This window comes from Roseobacter cerasinus (genome assembly GCF_009811755.1).
GTDB classification, from domain to species: domain Bacteria; phylum Pseudomonadota; class Alphaproteobacteria; order Rhodobacterales; family Rhodobacteraceae; genus Roseobacter; species Roseobacter cerasinus.
This window is the reverse complement of record NZ_BLIV01000005.1, coordinates 39,865-60,199: the sequence shown is the minus strand read 5'-3', so window position 1 is coordinate 60,199 and position 20,335 is coordinate 39,865. Positions and strand designations below refer to the sequence as shown.

The window sequence follows — 20,335 nt, the reverse complement described above, 5'->3', positions numbered from 1 at the left end:
GGATGCTAGAGGTCATCCAACATCTTGGATTCGCCCATCATAAGGCTGTCGAGCGCGTCATACAGCGCCGCTTGCTGTGTGCTGGATAGTTTCGACATAAAATGCGCCTGATTGGCATCAACCTTCCGCCAGGACGCGTGCAACTTGGCGCGCCCGGCCTCGGTGACCGAGATCTGGCGCGACCTGCCATCCGCGTCGTCTAGGGCGCGTTCGACAAGACCTTCGCGGATCATCGCCTTAAGCAGGCGGGACATGGCAGGCCGCGTGATCCCGATGTGCTCGGCCAGCTCCGACGGCGCGTGATGCCCTTCGATCTCCACGCTTGACAGAACGCACCAGCGCAGCCGGGTCAGCCCGTAATCGGCAAGGTCGGCCTCGAGACGGCTCTGCATCAGGCGAGACAGTCGGCTCAGCCTGAACCCCAGTCGGTGCCGCAACCTATAGTCCGTCGGCACAGCGCTGCGCTGCGAAATTTTCTGTGTCAAATCGCCTGCTCCACCAACCTGGGCGTGTGCTTCTGCATAGCCTCAGAAATGCAGCTTCACAATTATTTCTAAATAAAATAATTAACATCTATAACTAACTTCGATGAGTGTGGAGCATAGCGTGATCAGGCCAGCGAAATCGGACGGCAGCGGTGCGGGCGCCGGCCGCATTGTTTGGTGCGCCAGAGCGCCCCTCGGCCACGTCAAGGCAGGATGACGATGCGGTTTTTCTCCGACAAGACCCGCCCGGTTCACATGGGGCCGTACCCGACCGAGCAGCTGGCCCGGCGTGAAGATCGGCCAGACCTCCGGGCGGTTCCGCCCATGCGTCCGCTGGCGTTTCGGCGGCCACAAGATCCTGCGTCGATCATCAACGCTATGTGCGATCATCAGGCGACGCTCGATGCGATCCGCAGTGGCCCGGTCAACGCTGTGGTTGCAGATGCGCCCAAAGATCCACAGGAACGGGCCAATCATCTGAAAGCATTTGGATATTTCGCCGATGCGGCAGATGTTGGGGTTTGTTTGCTGTCACCGGATCTGACCTTGCCCCAAGCTTTCACAAACCCGGATGTGGCGCGTCTGGTGCGAGATCTACAGACCCGCCAGACCAAGACCTTCGCGGCGGGCATCGACAGCACGCTGGCGGATCTCAAAGAGTCAGTGACCGCTCCGCCGACCAGCATTGCCGCTCATACCCATGCTTTGGTCCTGCTTTACGAGAACCCGAGAACACCGGAGGCAGACGAGGTGGGGGGGCGCTGGATCCGGGATGCGCAGTCCCATCGTGCCGGTCTGCTGGCAGCAGAGACGGCCATCGTCCTGGCCAACTATCTGCGTCTTCTGGGTTATGACGCTCGGGGGCACACTGTGTCCAACTCGGATGTGGACCTTGGCAGGCTCGCGGCTGCTGCCGGTCTCGCGACGCTGGAGGATGGTCGCCTGCTGCATCCCTATATCGGAGACAGGTTCGGGTTGGCGGCGGTCACCACCACCTTTGTGCTCGCGCCTGATAAGCCCCTTGTTCCGCGACCGGCGCAGCCAAAATCCGCGTTTGGCCCGGCCTGGTGGTTTGGGACGGCCTCGGCCAAGACCGCCGCAACTGCCGTGCCTTTCGCCAAACGCCGCTTCGTGGATGGCGCGCATCCGTTTGAGACATTGAAACGGGTCGACACACCAACGACCTACATTGACGAGGCACGTGTCGCGCGGGTTCCAAAACGAGCCGACATGTTCGCACGTGCCCAATTCGGCGATATGGGGAAGAAAGTGCAAGACGGTGCCAAAGGCGGGCAATACATCCGCCGGGCGGCACCGTCCATGGCGCAGCGGCGCGCGTTGGCCGCGTTCTCGCTGTTGCAGGATGGGGCGATAGCGACAGAGAAAGCCCGCCTCGACCCGCAAGAGGCCGCCGATCTGATCAAGGCCACGAGCTATTGGCTGGGTGCTGATGCGGTGGGTCTGTCGCGATGCCCCGATTGGGTCTGGTACAGCCATGACGCCCGTGGCGAGCTTATCGACCCGCCGCATGATCATGCCATCAACATGATTATCGATCAGGGGCGTGAGACGATGGAGGGCTCGTCCGGCGACGATTGGATCGCTGTGGCGCAAAGCATGCGAGCCTACTTGCGCTTTTCCCTGCTGGGCGGTGTGATTGCCCGGCAGATCCGCAATCTGGGCTATGAGGCAAAGGCCCATACGGTGATGGATGGCGAAGTGCTGCAACCGCCGCTTCTGCTGCTGTCAGGGTTGGGTGAGGTCAGCCGCATCGGTGAGGTGATCCTCAACCCCTTTCTGGGGCCGCGGCTGAAGTCGGGTACGATCACAACCGACCTGCCACTGGCACATGACAAACCTATCGACTTCGGCCTGCAAAGGTTCTGCGAAAGCTGCAACAAATGCGCGCGCGAATGCCCGTCAGGCGCGATCACCGCCGGGCCGAAGCTGATGTTCAATGGCTATGAAATCTGGAAATCCGACAGCCAGAAATGCGCGACCTACCGGATCACCACGTCCGGGGGGGCCATGTGTGGCCGCTGTATGAAGACCTGCCCGTGGAATCTGGAGGGCCTCTTCAAGGAGAGACCCTTCCGCTGGGCCGCGATGACTGTGCCAAAGCTGGCGCCTGCGCTGGCGCGGTTGGATGACGCGGTGGACAACGGCACGCTGAACCCGGTCAAGAAGTGGTGGTGGGATCTTGAGATCGAGGAAGATGGCGGGTACCGCCCGACCCGAAATCCTCCAAACCAGCGTGCGCTGCAAAAGGATCTGGACCTCAAATACGAGGATCAGACGCTGGCCGTCTATCCCGCGCCTCTGGCACCGCCGCCCGCGCCCTATCCGTTCCCGATGGATCGGGAGGCTGGGATCACGGCCTATCGTGCCCTGATCACGCCCGAGGAGTACAAGGCGCGGCTGGCGAGAGGCGATGAGAGCGCGGTGCACCGATACGAGGCCGCTAGCGACAGCCCCGTCATTCAGGTGGAGATCATCCGGGCAGAGCGCAGTGCCGAGCATGTCATGATATATGAGTTTGCACCGGTCGAGGGGGGCCTTTTGCCGGAGTGGTCCGCGGGCGCGCATCTCGACATCGTGGTGGCGCCGGAATTCATGCGCCAGTATTCCATGTGCGGGGATCCGGCAGATCGGACAAAGTACCAGATCGCCGTTCTAAGGGAAGCGGACGGGCGCGGCGGGTCGCAGCTTCTGCATCGGATCTTCTCGGTCCGGCGGCGGGTCTTCATTTCCCGACCCATCAATCACTTCCCGCTTGATCCTGGGGCAACAAGATCCATCCTCATGGCGGGCGGTATCGGGATCACCCCGATGGTGGCCATGGCACATGAGCTGCATGCGCAAGGTCAGCCGTTTGAGTTGCACTACTCAGGGCGGTCACGGGCCAGTATGGCGCTGCTGGATGAGATTGCCGGGTCTCCGTGGGCCGACGCCGTTCAGTTGCACATCTCCGACGAGGGCCGCCGCGCGGATCTGAATGCTCTGCTGCCACGTTACCAGTTAGGCTGGCACCTCTATACCTGCGGTGGCGCCAGCTATATGGCCAGCGTTTTGCAAGCTGCCGGGTGCGCCGGGTATCCTGAAGACGCCTGCCATTCCGAGTATTTTTCGGTGCCCGAGCAGCCCGACTACGTCAACCATGCGTTTGCGCTGAAACTGACGCGCTCCGGCAAACTGCTGTCTGTCCCCGCAGAGAGGTCAGCCACGGATGTCCTGCGTGAAAACGGCGTTGCGATTGATGTCAAATGCTCTGACGGGATCTGCGGTGTGTGCAAATGCGGCTTGGTTTCGGGCGAGGTCGAGCATCGGGATTTTGTCTTGTCGAAAGCCCAACGCGAAACCTCCGTGATCCTCTGCCAGTCCCGCGCGGCGCAAGAGGGCGGTGTGGTGGAGGTTGACCTCTAGAATACCCGCTTAGGCGGCGTCGGGTGCTGCATCCCGGAAGGCGTCAAGCGTTTGGCAGGCGGCCTCAACGGCCCGGATGCGGGCGCAACCGCTGTAGTCGACCCCCCATCGCCGCGCGTTGTAAAGCTGCGGGATCAGGCAGATGTCGGCCAGGCTTGGCGCGTCTCCTGTTGCAAAGGGAGCCTGCTCGAAGGCAGCCAACCGGGCCTCAAAGGCGATCAGCGCCGGAGTGATGAAGTGGCGCATCCAGTTGGTGCGGGCGGGTTCTTGCCCTTGCGTGGCGTGCGTGGCCACCGACATGTTGCAGACGGGGTGCAGATCGACAGCGATGATATAGGCCAGCGCGCGCAGGGTCGCCCGTGCGGCGGGATCTTGCGGCAACAGCCCCAGCGCGCGCGTCTCGTCCAGATATTCGATGATCGCCAGGGATTGCGCAATGCGGTGCCCGTCGATGTCGAGCACCGGCACAAGGCCTTGGGGGTTGCGGGCCAGATGCTCCGCTGTGCGGTGGGCCTTTTGTGACAGATCGACTTGCTCTGCGTCGTAGGCGATACCTGCCAGATTGAGCGCGATGCGGACACGGTAGCTGGCGGAGGAATGCGGGTAGTCCCACAGAACGACTTTGCTCATTTTGCGGCCTCCAACGCGTCGCGCAACACCGCGCGGTCACCGATATGGTTGGCCAGGATCAGGATCAGGCGAGCGTTGAGCGCGTCACTGTCGGCTTTGGTCTTCCCCTCATGGGCGTCGAGAAGCTCCTGATAGAACCCATCCGGGTCGGTGATGTTGGGGTGCAGGGTCAAGGGCATGGCGCAGCCTTTCCAATGGCGATGTGCGAGGCGCGCTTCACGGCCTCATGGTCAAAGGTAGGCCACCGCGCAACGATATGCTGGTCGGGCCGGATGAGATAGACAGCGGAGGGTGCGTTGCCAAGATATCGCTCTGCCAGCAGGGGATTTGTCTGGGCAGATAATTCCAGCCTCCGGGCCAGAAGCCCGCCCGCTTCGATCTGTTCTGGTGTATCCGCGTCTATGGCCAGCAGCGTGAAGCCGGGATGCAGCCGTTCCAGTAGAAACGTCTGGCCCAGCTTGCAGTCCACGGCCGGGGTGCCGGGGCGGGTGGCAGGCGGTCCGTCCAGATGATCTTCGCCAAACAGCGTCAAGCCGTCATAGACGCAAGGCACAGAGAGCCGCCCGGAATTGACCAAAGGCCGCGCAAATGGCGCGCGCGCCGCCAGTTCCAGCACCGCGTTGCGGAAGACCTGGCTTATCTCCGACTTCGGCGTCATGAAATCGGTGGACCGGGTGGAATTGAGGATATTCTCATCCGCCGCGTATTCCCGCTCCTCTGCGTATGTGTCGAGCAGCGCGTCCTCTGCCAGCCCGTTGCACATGAGATCAAGCTTCCAGGCAAGGTTTTCCGCATCCTGCACGCCGGAGTTCGCGCCGCGCGCGCCGAATGGCGATACCTGATGCGCGCTGTCCCCAGCAAAAAGCACCCGGCCATGGCGGAACGCCTGCATGCGGCGGCACTGGAAGGTGTAGATGGAGGTCCACTCCAGCGCGTACTCCGGTACCTCTCCGGTTTGTGCGGACAGCATTTCATCTACGCGGGCGCAGATGCGCTGCGGCTTCAATTCCTCCTCCCGATCAATGTCCCATCCCAGCTGGAAGTCGATCCGCCAGATGTCGTCGGGTTGCTTGTGCAGCAGAGCCGATTGGCCAGCGCCTTTGAAGGGCGGGTCAAACCAGAACCAGCGTTCGGTCGGGAAGGGGGCCTGCATTTTCACATCGGCGATCAGGAAGCTGTCCTCAAAGACCCGACCGTCAAAGCTGAGCCCCAGCATGTCCCGTGTGGGGGAGCGCGCACCGTCGCAGGCAATCACCCAGTCGGCCTCCACCGCATAGGGCCCGTCGGGCGTATCGACCGTGAGCCCCACCTGATCCTCTGCAGGTCTGACGTCGGTTACCCTATTGCCGCCGCGCACCTCGATGGGCGCGCCACCGGCTTGTGCCCGCCTGATCGCGTCGAACAGGAAGGTCTCGAAATAGGGTTGCTGCAGGTTGATGAAGGCCGGGTTGCGGTGGCCATCCTCCGGCAAGAGGTCGAACTCGAAGACCTTGCCGTCCCCGTGAAAGACCTTGCCGAGGCTCCAGACGACCCCTTTCTCAACCATCGCGGCCCCGGCACCCAGACGCGTGGCAATGTCGAGCGTGCGCTTGGCAAAGCAGATGGCCTTCGAGCCGAGGCCGGGGCCCTCGTGATCGTCCAGCACCAGCGCAGGCGTTCCGCGCTGTCCTAGATCGAGGGCCAGCGCTAACCCCACCGGGCCACCACCGATGATGACAACCGGATGCCGGGCCGGTGTCGACGCGGCCTGATCCGCAACCTTCTGATAGGGATAGAGGGTGACGGCGGTTTGATATCTCGCTGCGACCATGATGCCTCCCCCCGGATGCGGATCAGCCCTGAAGGGCCGCCCACATGTCCAGATCCCGCTGCGCTGTCCAGATGCGCGGCGTGTCGATGCCGCGCGCTTCGTCGTAGGCGCGGCTGACGTTGAAGGGCAGGCAGTGCTCGTAAATGGCATAGTCCTTGAACTTCGGATCGCAGGTGGCGCGCACCGCCTCCCAGGCCTCTTTCAGATCGCCGCCGCGCGCGGCCACCCGTGCTGCCGGGACACAGGTCGACTGGACAAAATCGCGCGTACTTGCGATGGCGCGCGCGACGGCCTCTTTGCCCACAAGTGCGGCACCACGCCCGGGGGCAATGGCGTCGACGTCATGGGCTGCGATCCGGTCAAGCGTCGCGCCCCAGTCTGCGAAGTGTCCGTCACCGCAGTAACAGGCGGAGTGATCCTCGACGATATCGCCTGTGAACATCACGTTTTCATCCGGCACATGGATCACCGCGTCCCCCGCCGTATGCGCCCGCCCGATGTGCTTGATGTCCACCCGCCGTTTGCCGAGATAGACGGTCATGCTGTCCGAGAAGGTTGTTGTGGGATAGGTCAGCCCGGGGATGCTCTCATGCCCTTCGAAGAGGCGCGGAAAGCGCTGGAACTCGCTGTCCCAATCCTCCTGCCCGCGTTCGACAACCATGCTGCGGGCCACATCTGACATGATGATCTGCGGCGCGCCGTAAGCCGCCGCGCCGAGCACACGCACCGCATGATAATGCGTGAGCACCAGATGACTGATCGGCTTGTCGGTGACCGACCGCACCTTGTCGATCACCTTTTGTGCCAGACGCGGGGTGGCCTGCGCCTCAACAATCATCACACTCTCGTCACCGATGATCACGCCGGAGTTCGGGTCGCCCTCGGCGGTAAAGGCCCACAGGTCACGCCCCACCTCGTCGAAGGTGATGGTCTTTTCGGTCAGATCCCCCTGCGAGGCGAATGCTTTGGCCATTGTGGTGGTCCTTATGTGGGGGATCGCGCGGCGGGGGCGATGGTGCCGGTGCAGATCCCAAAGCCAATCTGATACCCGTCGCCTTTGGCGGCCCCGTGCAACGTCAGTGTGTCGCCGTCCTCGATAAACGTGCGGGTCTCTCCGGTGTCGAGCGTCAGTGGCTCTTTGCCGCCCCAGCTCAGCTCAAGCAAGGAGCCGCGTTGTGATTTCTCAGGCCCAGAGATCGTGCCCGACCCCAGCAGATCGCCCGCCGTCATGGCACAGCCTGACGACGCATGATGGGCCAGCTGCTGCGCGGCGGAGTAATACATTTCGCTGTAGTTGGTGCGCGCGATGGTGGTGGCAGGCTGATCTTTGGGCGCCATCGTGACCTCCAGCTCGATGTCATAGAGCATCGGCTCGGGTTCTTTCAGATAGGGCAACAGCTCCCGCTCGCGCGCTGGGGTCGAGGTGCGGAAGGGCTCCAGCGCGGCTTTTGTCACGATCCAGGGGCTGATCGACGTGGCAAAGGCCTTGGCCTGGAACGGCCCCAACGGCTGGTATTCCCAGGCCTGAATGTCGCGCGCGGACCAGTCGTTCAGCAGCACATAGCCAAAGATCATGTCATCGGCCTCTTGCACCGACATTGGCTGGCCCATGCGCGATGATGTGCCGACAATAGCCCCCATCTCCAGCTCGATGTCGAGCCGTCTGCAGGGGCCGAAAGAGGGCACATCTGCCTCTGGCGCCTTGGTCTGCCCATTGGGGCGGGTTATCTCCGTTCCGGAGACCACAACGGTTGAGGCCCGCCCGTTGTAACCTATTGGAATATGCAGCCAGTTGGGCGGCAGTGCATTCTCCGGCCCGCGGAACATGGTGCCGACGTTCATGGCGTGATGTTTTCCTGCGTAGAAATCGGTGAACTCATGCACCAGAAACGGCATGTGCATTTCAGCGTCCGCCTGTGACACGAGGTGCGGTTCAACCTGGGTCCGCAGCACCGACCTTTCTTCGAGGAGCTCGACCAGACGCGCGCGGAGCTTGGCCCAGACGCCGGGGCCCAGTTCCATGACGTCGTTCCAGTAGGGCAGGTCAAAGGCGCCTTCATCATCCAGCACGATCACCCCTGCCGCCTCGCAAGCGGCCATATCAAGGATCATATCACCAATCGCCACACCGCAACGCGGTTCGGTGACGTCTGTGGAAAAGACGCCGTAGGGCAGGTTGTTCAAGGGAAACGGCGTCTCAGCCGTATTCGCCGAAACCACCCAGCTTTTCATCAAAGGCATATGTGAGGCTTTCTATTTCTTGCCGGGTGTGCCGTCGAACTTCTTCTCAAGATCGGACCAGCAGTCGATGTAGTCATCCTGCAGCGGCGCTTCCTTTGCAGCAAAGGCGGTCAGATGCTGCGGGAAACGCGTCTCGAACATGAACGACATCGTGTTGGCGAGATATTCGGGTGCGAGATCGGCATTTGATGCGCCCTCAAAGGCGTTTTTGTCAGGCCCATGCGGTAGCATCATATTGTGCAAGCTCATGCCGCCGGGCACAAAGCCCTCCGGCTTGGCGTCATAGATCCCGAAGATATTTCCCATCAGCTCAGACATCACGTTCTTGTGGTACCAGGGCGGGCGGAAGGTGTCTTCGGCCACCATCCAGCGGTCGCGGAAGAGCACAAAGTCGATATTGGCTGTGCCCTCTACACCCGAGGGTGCTGTGAGCACCGTAAAGATCGACGGATCCGGGTGATCAAAGAGGATCGCGCCCACGGGGCAATAGGTGCGCAGGTCATATTTACAGGGCGCGTAGTTGCCGTGCCAGGCGACCACATCGAGCGGCGAGTGACCAATCCGGGTTTCATGGAACTGCCCCGCCCATTTCACCGTGACGGTTGAAGGCACCTCGTGGTCTTCAAAGGCGGCCACCGGTGTCTTGAAATCCCGCCGGTTGGCCATGCAATTGGCGCCAATAGGGCCACGCCCGGGCAACTCGAACTTCTGGCCGTAATTCTCGCAGATAAAGCCACGGCAGGGGCCCTCCAACACCTCCACCCGATAAACCAGCCCGCGCGGCAGGATGGCGATCTCCTGCGGCTCCAGATCGATCACCCCCAGTTCGGTGCAAAACCGCAAGCGGCCCTCCTGCGGCACCACCAGCAGTTCGCTGTCAGCCGAGTAGAAGTAACTGTCCACCATGCTTTCGGTGACCAGATAGATATGGCTCGCCATGCCCACCTGCGTATTCACGTCACCGGCCGTGGTCATCGTGCGCATGCCTGTGAGCCATGTCAGCCCCTGATCGCCATGCGGCACCGGGTCCCAGCGATACTGCCCCAGGGAAATGACATCCGGGTCAATATGCGGTGCTGACGCCCAATAGGGCAGGTCGATCTTCTCAAAGCGGTGCGTGTGCTTGACGGAAGGACGGATGCGGTAGCACCAGCTGCGCTCGTTCTGATGGCTCGGCGCGGTGAAGGCGGTCCCCGACAGCTGCTCACCATAAAGCCCGTAGTTGCATTTCTGCGGTGAATTCATCCCCTGCGGCAAGGCGCCCGGCAGTGCTTCGGTCTCAAAGTCATTGCCAAAGCCGGGCATGTATCCGTCGGTTGTGCCAACCGGCGTTGTCGCAGATGTCAGCGTCGATGATGGTGTGTGCGTGTTCATGCGCTCCTCCTCAGCGGCCTGCCCCACGCGTAATAGTTGCTTTTGTAACTAACAAGGCTAAATCCGACAGTATGAATGAAAAAGACGTATTCGATCTGCAGGGGTTTTTGCCCTATATCCTCAACCAGGCAGCGGAGCGGGCAAGTCTGGAGTTCCAGACCTATTATAAATCTCGCTACGGCATGCTGAGAACGGAATGGCGCGTGCTCTTTCACCTGGGGCGCTACGGTCGGATGCAGGCCAAGGAGATTTGCCAGCGGGCCCGCATTCACAAGACAAAGGTCAGCCGGGCTGTCTCTGCGCTGGAACACAAGCGCTTGCTGTCACGGACAGATCTGCCAGAAGACCGGCGCGGTGAATATCTGATGCTGACCACGCGTGGGGGGCAGGTGTTTGGCGATCTCTGTCAGGAAGCACAGCGGTTTGACGCGAATATGCTCCGGGATTTCACCCTGGAGGAACAAACCGTCCTGAGACGGGTCCTGATCAAACTCGCGCAGTTCTAATGCAACGGGTTGAGATGTAACTCGACCTCTCAGCCGGATCGCCTGGCGTGCATCGCCAGGCAGCGCCCGCCCCCCTTCGATGGGGGAAGGGCGCTTCCTCTCCCCGACGCTAGCGCAACCAGCTAAGATAGTCGCTGACGAGCAGATGAGTTGGATCCACATCTTCTTCTATTTCGGCAAACCGCCCGATTGGATCGCGAAAAATATTGTCCGTCTCGTCATCATTCACCGTCGAGACTTCACCGATCAGCACGTCGCCGCCCTCGCCCCAAAAGGCATGCCAGTCTCCCGGCATCAGCGTCACACTCTCTCCCGGCGCCAGCCTCAGCTTCTCTCCCGCGTCGAAATCGCAGCGGATCCCGTCACACCAGACTGTGCCACCACGATCCTCGGCGAACTGTCCGGCGTCATCTGAGCCAAAAAGCTCGATCACCAGCGTCGCACCACCGCGATTGATGATGTCTTCGGCCTTGATCACATGAGTGTGCATCGGGCTGAGTTGATCCTGTTTTGAGATCAGCAGCTTTTCCGCATAGCACATGCCGCCGCCGCGCCGCAGGTCGGCCAGTCGCCCGTTGCGCAGGGTGAACAGAAACAGCCCCATCTCGTCGTACCGACCCGCGCCATAGTCGGTGATGTCCCAGCCGCAGCGGGCTTCGATCACGGCAGCCGCGTCCTCGCGCCGCGCCGTGAACGCGTCGGGTGTCCAATAGGCGAAGGGTGGCAGCACAAAACCGTGCGCGCGGATCATCTCATCCGCTTCAGCCATGATATCGTTGATGCGCGAGCGTTTCATGCGGGTGTCAGCTCCTGACTGAGCAATTCGATGACAATGGCAGCCGTCCAGGTGAACTGGTCGCCACCACAGGGTTCGGCCGTGTGTGGATCGTAATACTCGGCAAATCCACTGCGTTCAATCAGCCGCAGGCTGTCCGCAATGATGCGCTGGGCGATGACACTCTCGCCGCTGCGAAAAAGTCCATCCGCGATCATGTAGTTCACGATCAGCCAGACCGGCCCGCGCCAATAGCGCAGGCTGTCAAACGCCGCGACGCTGGGGTCGTGGCTGGGCACGAGGTAGTCGACCTGCTCTCCCAACGCGGCGAGCCGCTTGGCAATCGCTTTGGCACGTGGCGCAGGGATATCTGCGAAACCAGCCAGAAGGCCTGCGATAGACGGGCTTTGAATAAGCGCTCCGGTGGTCCGGTCCTGACAAAGGTACTGGCCCGCTGCGTCGCTCCAGAGCGTGTCCATTGCAGCGATGCCGTTGGACGCAAGCTGCCGTGACTGCTCTGCCATCTCAGCCAGGCCAAACCGCTCTGCCAGATCTGCAAGATCGGTGCAGGAGCGGATCAGGATCGCGTTGAAACCCGGATCCACCACCTGAAACGGCGAGGCGTCATGCAGCTTGCTGTTGTCCCAGCCCAGTCTGCGGAAGTGCTGCACAAGCCAGATGTAGCGCTCGTACTGCGCTTGTGTGGGACGGTGTGAGGGGTTGGCATGCTGGATGTCACGGCGATTGAACGGCTCCACTCCCTCGGTCGGCACACGTTCAAACACATCGTCCCAATCTATGGAATTGTCGCGACCGGATTCCCAGGGGTGGATGATCGCCACAAGCCCGCTGCCCTGCGGGTCACGGCAGCGGTGGAACCAGGCGTGCCAGGCGTGGATCTTCGGCAGCAGCGCCCGGGCGCGCGTCTCCGCCAAGGCCGGATTCCGCGCGCGTTCCACCAGACGGCGCACGGCAAAGCCTGCCACTGGGGGCTGGGTGATCCCGGACGTAGGTACAGGTCGCCCGGTGCGCCAGACCTCCGGCCCTGGAAAATATCCGTCGTCCTCCTCATGAAAGACGATATGCGGGACCATCCCGTCGGGCCACTGATTGGCGAAGAGCGTGTCGATCTCGGTCCACGCCCGTTCCTCATCGAAATGCGAAAACCCCAACGCACTGAGGCAGCTGTCCCAGTTCCACTGGAAGGGGTAGAGTCCATGGGTCGGCACCGTATAGCCGCCCCGGTCATTGCGGCGCAGGATCGCCTTGGCCTGCGCGATCAGATCCTCAGTCATGCTGTCTCCTCACGCCACGGCCAATGTGGTCTGCGGATCAAACCAGCGCACGCGGTCGGGCTGTGGGGTGAGGTTCAGCACCTCGCCCGGTTTGACCTTGAAGTCGCTGTCGAGCACCGCGCGGAAAAGCTGGCCATCGACCTCGCAGGTCACCAGCAAATGGGCCCCCAAAGGCTCGATCACCTTGGCCACCGCCTTGAAGCCGTCGTCCGCAAGGCGCAGATCCTCTGGACGGATTGCGAATTTCAGCTGTGCCGACGCGCCCGGCCCGTCGATGACCTGCCCCGCGACCTGCCATTTGCCGCTCTCCGCCGGGTTTGCAGGCAGGAAATTCATCGGCGGGTTGCCGATGAAACCGGCGACAAACTCCGCCGACGGGTTGCGATAGACCTCAATGGGTGAGGCGGCCTGCACGATCTTGCCTTCGTGCATAACGCTGATCCGATCCGCCATGCTCATCGCTTCCACCTGATCGTGGGTCACATAGATGGCCGTTGTCTTGCTCTCGGCCAGCACGCCCTTCAACTCGGCCCGCATCTCCATGCGCAGCAGCGCATCGAGGTTCGAGAGCGGCTCATCCATCAGGATCACATCGGGCTCCATCGCCAGCGCGCGCGCCACCGCGACCCGCTGCCGCTGACCGCCCGAAAGCTCACCAGAGTAACGCTTGAGCAGCTGTTCGATGTGCATCAACCCCGCCGTCCGCTCGACGCGACGCGTCACCTCGTCATTCGGCAGCTTCTGCATCCGCAGACCGAAGCCGATGTTCTCGAACACCGTCAGATGCGGGAACACGGCATAGTTCTGGAACACCATCGAGATGCCGCGATCCTTGGGCGAGAGATTGTCGATCCGCCGCCCACCGATCCAGACCTTGCCCGTGGTGGCCGTCTCCAGCCCCGCGATGATCCGCAGCAGGGTGGATTTGCCGCATCCCGAGGCGCCCAGCAACACCATGAACTCCTGATCTTCGATGGTCAGGTTGATGTCATGCAGGGCCTGATAGGCGCCGAAGCTCTTGGCAACATTCTTGATTTCGATTTGAGCCATATCGTTGGTTCCTTGTTCTGGTCGCCGCCCGCCTTTAGCGGTTGGCGATGCCCCACATGGCAAAGAGGTACTTGCGCACCGCGAAGATGAAGATGAGCGCGGGCACCACGAGGATGAAGCCGCCAGCGAATTTCAGGTGCAGCGGCGAGGTGTCGAGGTTTTGCAGCAGGAACGCGGTCAGCGTTCGGTTCTCGATGGTCAGCACTGCGGCGGCGAAGACCTCGTTCCAGGAGATCACAAAGGCGAAGATGGCGCTCGCCGTGATGCCGGGCAGGATGAGCGGTAGAACGACTTTGGTGAAGGCGGTGAGCCGCGTACAGCCCAGCGTCCAGGCCGCCTCTTCCAGCTCCATCGGGATGCCGGAGAAGAGCGAGAAGGTGATCAGCACCGCGAAGGGAATGGCCAGCGTGGTGTGCACCAGTGCCAAGCCAAAGGCCGTATCATCAAGCCCTGTCTGGATGAACATCACCGCCAGCGGCAGCGCCAGTAGGGGCAGGGGGAAGGCCCGCGTCAACAGGATCAGCAGGCGAAACAGTCCCTTGCCCGGAAACTCGAACCGCGAGAGTGCGTAGCCTGCTGGCGCACCGATCAGGATCGACATCACCATGGTCATCGCCGCCACGATCACCGAGTTTTTTAATGCCGTGAGCATGCCCGCGAAGCCTGCGAAGAAGGTCAGGCTGCCCAGGTCGAACTCGGGCCAGAACGGCTTGGGGAAGCTGTTCACAGTTTCAGGCGAGGAGAGCGTGTTGATCAGCAGGAAGTAGATCGGCACGATCACCCAGGCACAGAGGAAGACAACGGAGGCGATGTAGAGGTACCGCCCGGTCGCCCGCGTGTCCGGGGCAACGGCATCGGCTGTTGCATCACTCATATCGTGGCTCCTTTCGGGACGCGCAGTACGCGCAGGATGACCAGCGTGAAGCCAATGGAGATGGCCAGGATGATCAGCGCCATCGCCGCTGCTGCACCGCTATTCAGAAGATCGAACTGGTAGGCATAGGTCTCTCCCATGAGGACCGGGAAGAGCGTGCCGCCCAAGGCCGCCACCACCGCGAAGATCTCAAAGGCGAGGATCACCCGGAGCACCAGCGCCGTCTGCAGCGAGGGCCGCAGCATCGGCAGGGTGATGCGGGTGAAGCGTTTCCAAGGGGAAGCACCGAAGACCTCTGCGGCCTCGCAATACTCTTTTGGGATGAGCCCGATGCCAGCGACGAGAATCACCAGCATGATCGCCGTCGCCCGCCAGATCTCCGCCAGCGCAATGGCAAGAAAGACAATGCCCGGATGGGTATAGGACAGGAAATTCACAGGCTGATCAACGATCCCCAGTCCGCTCATCATCGAGTTGAGAAAACCCGATTGCTCGAAGATCGCCAGCCAGATGATACCCGCTGCCAGATCCGAGATGCCGAGCGGGATGGTCCAGATGTAGAGCACTATGTCGCGCCCCTTTTGCATCCTGTTGACCATCGTGGCCATGAGCAACGCCAGCGCCAGCTGCACGGGCACCACAGCGGCGGCCAGCAGCAGAGTGTTCTGCATCGAAATGGGAAACTTCCAGTAGGAGACAACCTCGCGGAAGTTATCGAGCGTGAAGCCTGCTCCGGTACTGAAGGCCTGTTTCGAGACGAGAACAAAGGGGTAGAGGAAAAACAGACATAAGAAGAGTGTAACCGGCAAGATCAGGACATACGGAAGGATCCGGGCGTTCATCGCGGAACTCCTGACCGGCGCATCTGCGCCGAAATTTGGGGTGGGGATCTGGGGTGTCCGGGCCCATCACGGGCAGGCCCGGACACTTGAGGCCGCTTACTCGACCGGGCAGGCGCCCTCGGAGGGCGCATCCGGGGCCCAGCACGGCGCGCCGGTCTCTTCCATGATCGCTGCGAGACGCTTCTTCTGATCTTCCAGCACAGCCTCAATGGGCTGGCGCGCAAGAATGATCCGCTCGAACGTGTCCACGAAGACGCGGTTGAAGTCACCACCCTTGTCGCCCAGACCGGCCGGCAACAGACCCGGGTTTGCATCCGGCGCACCGCTCATCTTGGCCACCGCCGCTCCGGCCGCCTGAACGGAGGGGGGCAGATCATCGGGCAGTTCCACATCCACAACCGGGAAGAAGTTCGTCGCGCGCAGCGTGGCGATCTGCGTCTCGGGCGTCATCATGTATTGCACCAGGTTCTTGGCGGCCTCCATATCAGGCGCGGTCTTCGGTATGGCCACTCCTGCAATCACCGGCATGAAGCCACGACCCGCCGGGCCAGCAGGCGCCGGGAAGGCGACAAAATCATCCGGCCGCTCGTTGAAGGCCTGAGCCAGCCGCGAGGTGTGGTCAAAGACGATCCACGCATCGCCAGAGAGCAGTTGCTCCTGCAGGAAGGAGAAGTTGGTGGAGGCTGGATTGGTATGCTCCCACAGTTCCGCGAATTTCTCCCAAGCGGTTACAGCCTCGGGTGAGGCGAAGGTCCGCACCACGCCGTTGGTGTAGGAGGGGTAGAGATAGCCCTGGAAGAACCGGTGCTTTAGGCCCTTAGGACCCGCAGGGAACCCGAACTTGGGCGAACCCGTGGACTCATGCACGTTGGCCGCCCATGCGATCAGCTGGTCGTAGGTCAGCGCGTCAATATCCGCGCCATCTGGCAGATATGGCAGCGCTTCCTTGTTTGCCGCCATGATATAACTCGCCTGCATCCAGGGGATGTACTGCGATTTATCGGTGCCCAGCTGTGCAAGGCTGTTGAAGGTGTTGCTGGCCGCATTCACCCCCAATTCGTCCAGATCGACCAGGTTGTCCGGGTCCATCGCCGAGAAATCACCGTGCAGCGCGCCAAGCACGCCAATGGCACCGGACCCTGCCTGCAGCTCCGCATTCAGGCGTGTGAGCCAGGGGCCCGGATCGTTCGGCTGATAGTCCACGCCCTCCGCTCCGGCGAGTACTTTTTCGCGCATCGCTTGTGCTTCCTCCACCGGTTTGGCTTGCGTCGACCAAAACAGCACATCGGCTTGCACCACCGTGGCGCCCACCAGAACGGCAAGCCCGGACATGGCGCCTGCAATCTTCACTCGAAGGGTCATTTTTTCCTCCCCCTTGCGTTGTCTCTCCCTGCTTCGCGATCAGGCGCGAGGCGTAAGTACGGGGCACATGACAGCGTCATCCTCCCGCAATCCCGACGGCGGCGTGCTTTTGGCACGGCGCCGCCATCCGATGGTTAATCTTGATATAACGTTATACCATGTGTCAATGATTTTCTGCACGTATGCCGGGCGTTCATCGGGATAGGTCAGGAAAAACACTGGAAATCCATTGATGTCTCGCTCTTTTAATGGAACAGTTCCGATATATCGTTTCATCATCTGAGCAGGAAATGACAGGAAAACCAAAACTCGAAACCGTTGCGCGTGAGGCGGGTGTGTCCATTGCGACGGCCAGCCAGGTGATGCGTGGTGCGGGGCGAATCTCGGATAAGACACGCAGCAAAGTGCTCAAGGCTGCGCAGAAGCTGCACTATGTGCCGGATAACCGCGCTGCCTCCATGCGCTCAGGTCAGAACCGCGAAATTGGATTTGTCATCAACAAGATTTCCAACCCGTTCAACGCCGAGGTGATAAGCGGCGTCAGCGACCTTCTTGAGGCGGAGGGCTACCTTGTCTCGGTGCTCGATGCTCGCGACGACCCGGACCGGCAGGGCCGTCATATCGATGCGTTCATTCGCAATGGGCGCGGGGGGCTGCTGTGGGTTCCGGCAGAGCAGACGCCCCACAAGACGTTTGATCTTCTGACTGCACATCGCATTCCAACTGTCACATTTCTGCGCCGACCGGAGGGGAGCGGCTTTGACCATGTGGGCATTCGAAACGCCGAAGCAACCGCATTGGCGACGCATCATCTGGCAGGCCTGGGCCACCGGCACATTGCGTATCTGGGTGGCGAAGAGCTGACTGCGGTGAGGCGTGAGCGTATTGCAGGCTATGAGGCCACGATGTCAGAGCGTGACTTGGGGCCGGCCGTGATCTGGGATTCGAATGACATCAAACAGGCGGGTATGGAGGCGATGATGGCGCTGCGGGCGGCCCATCCGGAGACGACGGCGGTGGTTTGCAACGGTGATATCGTGGCTCTTGGGGCGTGCCATGGGATTCGGCGGTTGGGGCTGGAGCCGGGCCGGGACGTGTCTGTCGTGGGGTTTGACGACATTCCGGATGCCGCGGTTGCAACGCCGCCGCTCACCACAATGGCCGTGTCGCCCTACCAGCTTGGCCGACGTCTTGCGCGGGTGATGTTGGAGCGCTTGTCGGAGCCGGATGGGCCTGTTTCAGTGTCCGAAGTCTCTGCCGAGCTTGTGTTGCGCGCCACAACCGGGCCTGTGTAAACTTGGGCGCACGCGACGTTTGAAAGGGCGGGCTGACTAAGGTATTGCGGACGTCCTGTCCGCTCAGTGCATGGCGGGTCGTCACTTGAGTCTTATGCGAAACTGCAGCATCATGTGACCGGTAACAGGAGTGGGTCCATGTCAGGCGGCGCGGACAAGAAGACAGCGACAATGAGGGATGTGGCCCGGGCCGCTGGCGTGTCACGCATGACCGTCTCGCGCGCGCTGCGAAAAGACAGCCCCGTCTCGAAAGAGACCCGCGACCGCATTCTCAAGGTCGTGCGCGACATGAACTATGTGCCCGACCAGATGGCGGGCAGCCTGACAACCAAGAAGTCGGGCTTTGTTGCGGTACTGGTGCCCTCGCTCAACAACCTGCACTTCGCCGAAACGGTGCAGGCCCTGACCGATGAGCTGTCGCTTGTCGGGCAGCAGGTGCTGCTTGGCTATACCAACTATTCGCGGGACAAGGAGGAGCAGCTTGTCGAGACGATGCTGCGCCGCAGGCCGGAGGCGATTGTGCTGTCGTTTGACGGCCACAACCCGCGAGCGGTGGAGCTGTTGCAGAACGCGCAGATTCCGGTGATCGAGCTGTGGGAGCGGCCGCAGGAGCCCATTGGCCACACAATCGGTTTCTCAAATGAAGAGGCCGCGGCCGACATGACGCGGCACCTTCTATCATTGGGTTATCGCAACATCACCTTCCTTGCCGAAACCGGAGATGATTGGACGCGCGGCGCCGCGCGGCGATCCGGCTTCAAACGCGCAATGCACGCGGCAGGCTTGTCGCCCGAAAGGGTGCTTCAGATGGGCAAACCGCCGATTTCTATTGAGGATGGAGCCGATGCGGTGCCGCTGATCCTGGAGCAGTTTCCGGATACGGATTGCATTTTCTGTGTCTCGGATGTCGCGGCGTTTGGGGTGCAGTCCGGGTTGAAGTCGCGTGGCATCTCCGTTCCGGAGGAGATGGGCGTCGCGGGCTTTGGCAATTTCGAAGTGTCGCGGTTTGCGACGCCAACGATCTCGACAGTTGTTGTGGATCCGACCCGGATCGGGCGTGAGACAGGCCGGTTGATTGGCCGGTTGCTGAGCGCGGAAGACCCCGCCGCACAGCATATTCAGATTGATGTCGATCCGCAGGCCGATCTTCGGATGAGCACCCGGCGCCAGGCCTAAGGTTTACGCCTATTCGTGGAGGGTCTTCGAAAAACTTCTTGTGTTACCGGTCACATTGCGCAATTGTGACCGGTAACAACGGGAGGGGTCATGCCGATAATTCGATTGGACAGCCTGGTGAAGCGCTATGGCGAGGTGCAGGTGCTTCATGGAATCGAGCTCGAAATGGCCGATAATGAATTCACCGTTCTGGTCGGCCCGTCCGGGTGCGGCAAGTCGACGACGCTGCGCATGATTGCCGGTCTGGAGGATGTCTCGGACGGGGAGATCTATATCGGCGACAAGCCCGTCAGCCACCTGGAACCCAAAGACCGTGATCTGGCCATGGTGTTCCAGGATTACGCGCTCTACCCCCATATGAATGTGGCGCAGAACATCTCCTTTGCGCTGCGCCTGCAGAAACGACCGAAGTCAGAAATTGACACCAAGGTGCGGGACGTTGCGGATCTTGTCGGCCTGACCGATTTTCTGGCCCGCAAGCCCGGCGCCTTGTCGGGCGGGCAACGGCAACGTGTCGCGATGGCGCGGGCGCTTGCAAAAGACAGCGGGATTTTCCTGTTCGACGAGCCGCTCTCGAACCTCGACGCCAAACTGCGCGGGCAGATGCGGGCGGAGCTGGCGATGATGAGCCAGCGCGTCGAGAAGAACATGATCTATGTGACGCATGATCAGATCGAGGCGATGACCTTGGCGGATCGCATTGTCGTCATGCATGGCGGCTACATCCAGCAGCAGGGCACGCCAGAAGAGCTGTTCAAGCGCCCGGCGAACCGGTTTGTTGCGGGCTTCCTGGGCTCGCCGCCGATGAATTTCCTGACCGCGCGCATTCAGGAAGAGAATGGGCAAATCTTCGTTGCGGGGCAGGGGTTCCGGCTCCGGTTGGACGGGGCCAAGGCGCAGCTGGCGGGCAAAGCCAAGGCGGGCGAGGTCATCCTGGGCATTCGCCCGTCGGATCTGCGTTTCGATGCCGAAGCCTCTGCAGAGACATCGCTGTCTCTCAATGTGTTGGTGTCCGAATACATCGGCGCGCAGTCGGTGCTCCTGTGCGAATGCGGCGGCACGAATGTCATGGTCGAGCTTAACTCGGAGACACCTGTCGCCCTCGGGCAGACGCTGAACTTCACGGTCAATCCAAACGGGATCCACCTCTTTGATCAGCAAAGCGAAGAGGCACTCAGCTAGATGACTATCATACCA

18 protein-coding genes are annotated in these 20,335 nt (G+C 61.4%); 5 read left to right on the top strand and 13 right to left on the bottom strand.

Annotation, left to right across the window (positions count from 1 at the left end; genetic code table 11):
• Positions 1-5: 5 nt before the first annotated feature.
• Entirely contained in the window at positions 6-485 is a 480-nt protein-coding gene (locus So717_RS13350) for a MarR family winged helix-turn-helix transcriptional regulator (RefSeq protein WP_159978103.1), read from the bottom strand.
• Between the two features lie 213 nt (positions 486-698).
• On the opposite strand from So717_RS13350, the gene So717_RS13345 reads away from it, so the two are divergent.
• On the top strand, positions 699-3,908 hold the full coding sequence (locus tag So717_RS13345; protein WP_159978101.1) for a reductive dehalogenase: 3,210 nt from the start codon (positions 699-701) through the stop codon (positions 3,906-3,908).
• A 9-nt stretch (positions 3,909-3,917) separates the two neighbouring features.
• Here the strand turns inward: So717_RS13345 and maiA are convergent, their stop codons facing one another.
• Genes maiA through hmgA form a run of 6 tightly spaced genes read right to left on the bottom strand, consistent with a single transcriptional unit; the run spans position 3,918 to position 9,963 of the window.
• Entirely contained in the window at positions 3,918-4,538 is a 621-nt protein-coding gene (gene maiA / locus So717_RS13340; RefSeq protein WP_159978099.1) for a maleylacetoacetate isomerase, read from the bottom strand.
• Entirely contained in the window at positions 4,535-4,717 is a 183-nt protein-coding gene (locus So717_RS13335) for a DUF2783 domain-containing protein (protein ID WP_159978097.1), read from the bottom strand. Before So717_RS13335 ends, maiA begins: the two co-directional genes overlap by 4 nt.
• A complete protein-coding gene (locus So717_RS13330) occupies positions 4,708-6,348 on the bottom strand; it encodes an FAD-dependent oxidoreductase (protein ID WP_159978095.1) in 1,641 nt (546 codons plus the stop codon). The genes So717_RS13335 and So717_RS13330 overlap by 10 nt, the downstream gene beginning before the upstream one ends.
• A gap of 22 nt (positions 6,349-6,370) precedes the next feature.
• Positions 6,371-7,321, bottom strand: coding sequence for an MBL fold metallo-hydrolase (locus So717_RS13325; RefSeq protein ID WP_159978093.1), 951 nt, complete (start codon positions 7,319-7,321; stop codon positions 6,371-6,373).
• Positions 7,322-7,332: 11 nt separating this feature from the next.
• Positions 7,333-8,589 carry a fumarylacetoacetase gene (fahA, locus tag So717_RS13320; protein WP_159978091.1) on the bottom strand — a complete coding sequence of 419 codons (1,257 nt, stop codon included), beginning with the start codon at positions 8,587-8,589 and terminating at the stop codon, positions 7,333-7,335.
• 12 nt (positions 8,590-8,601) lie between these two features.
• On the bottom strand, positions 8,602-9,963 hold the full coding sequence (hmgA, locus tag So717_RS13315) for a homogentisate 1,2-dioxygenase (protein WP_159978089.1): 1,362 nt from the start codon (positions 9,961-9,963) through the stop codon (positions 8,602-8,604).
• Between the two features lie 71 nt (positions 9,964-10,034).
• On the opposite strand from hmgA, the gene So717_RS13310 reads away from it, so the two are divergent.
• Positions 10,035-10,469, top strand: a complete 435-nt coding sequence (locus tag So717_RS13310; RefSeq protein ID WP_159978087.1) for a MarR family winged helix-turn-helix transcriptional regulator — start codon at positions 10,035-10,037, stop codon at positions 10,467-10,469.
• A gap of 109 nt (positions 10,470-10,578) precedes the next feature.
• Here the strand turns inward: So717_RS13310 and So717_RS13305 are convergent, their stop codons facing one another.
• From So717_RS13305 to So717_RS13280, 6 genes are all read right to left on the bottom strand, one after another.
• On the bottom strand, positions 10,579-11,265 hold the full coding sequence (locus So717_RS13305) for a D-lyxose/D-mannose family sugar isomerase (protein WP_159978085.1): 687 nt from the start codon (positions 11,263-11,265) through the stop codon (positions 10,579-10,581).
• The gene (locus So717_RS13300) at positions 11,262-12,539 is read right to left on the bottom strand and encodes an amylo-alpha-1,6-glucosidase (protein WP_159978083.1); all 1,278 of its coding nucleotides are present in this window, start codon (positions 12,537-12,539) and stop codon (positions 11,262-11,264) included. The genes So717_RS13305 and So717_RS13300 overlap by 4 nt, the downstream gene beginning before the upstream one ends.
• 9 nt (positions 12,540-12,548) lie before the next feature.
• On the bottom strand, positions 12,549-13,589 hold the full coding sequence (locus tag So717_RS13295; RefSeq protein WP_159978081.1) for an ABC transporter ATP-binding protein: 1,041 nt from the start codon (positions 13,587-13,589) through the stop codon (positions 12,549-12,551).
• A gap of 34 nt (positions 13,590-13,623) precedes the next feature.
• The gene (locus So717_RS13290) at positions 13,624-14,463 is read right to left on the bottom strand and encodes a carbohydrate ABC transporter permease (protein WP_159978079.1); all 840 of its coding nucleotides are present in this window, start codon (positions 14,461-14,463) and stop codon (positions 13,624-13,626) included.
• Complete coding sequence (locus So717_RS13285) at positions 14,460-15,305, bottom strand: carbohydrate ABC transporter permease (RefSeq protein ID WP_159978077.1); 846 nt, start codon at positions 15,303-15,305, stop codon at positions 14,460-14,462. Before So717_RS13285 ends, So717_RS13290 begins: the two co-directional genes overlap by 4 nt.
• Before the next feature lie 96 nt (positions 15,306-15,401).
• Positions 15,402-16,667 carry an ABC transporter substrate-binding protein gene (locus So717_RS13280; protein ID WP_159978075.1) on the bottom strand — a complete coding sequence of 422 codons (1,266 nt, stop codon included), beginning with the start codon at positions 16,665-16,667 and terminating at the stop codon, positions 15,402-15,404.
• 290 nt (positions 16,668-16,957) lie between these two features.
• On the opposite strand from So717_RS13280, the gene So717_RS13275 reads away from it, so the two are divergent.
• The 3 genes from So717_RS13275 (at position 16,958) to So717_RS13265 (ending at position 20,320) form a co-directional block, all read left to right on the top strand.
• The gene (locus So717_RS13275; RefSeq protein ID WP_159978073.1) at positions 16,958-17,962 is read left to right on the top strand and encodes a LacI family DNA-binding transcriptional regulator; all 1,005 of its coding nucleotides are present in this window, start codon (positions 16,958-16,960) and stop codon (positions 17,960-17,962) included.
• A 138-nt stretch (positions 17,963-18,100) separates the two neighbouring features.
• Positions 18,101-19,138: a LacI family DNA-binding transcriptional regulator gene (locus tag So717_RS13270; RefSeq protein WP_238840920.1), complete on the top strand. Its 1,038-nt coding sequence runs from the start codon at positions 18,101-18,103 to the stop codon at positions 19,136-19,138.
• A 90-nt stretch (positions 19,139-19,228) separates the two neighbouring features.
• Entirely contained in the window at positions 19,229-20,320 is a 1,092-nt protein-coding gene (locus So717_RS13265) for an ABC transporter ATP-binding protein (RefSeq protein WP_159978071.1), read from the top strand.
• The last annotated feature ends 15 nt before the right edge of the window (positions 20,321-20,335 follow it).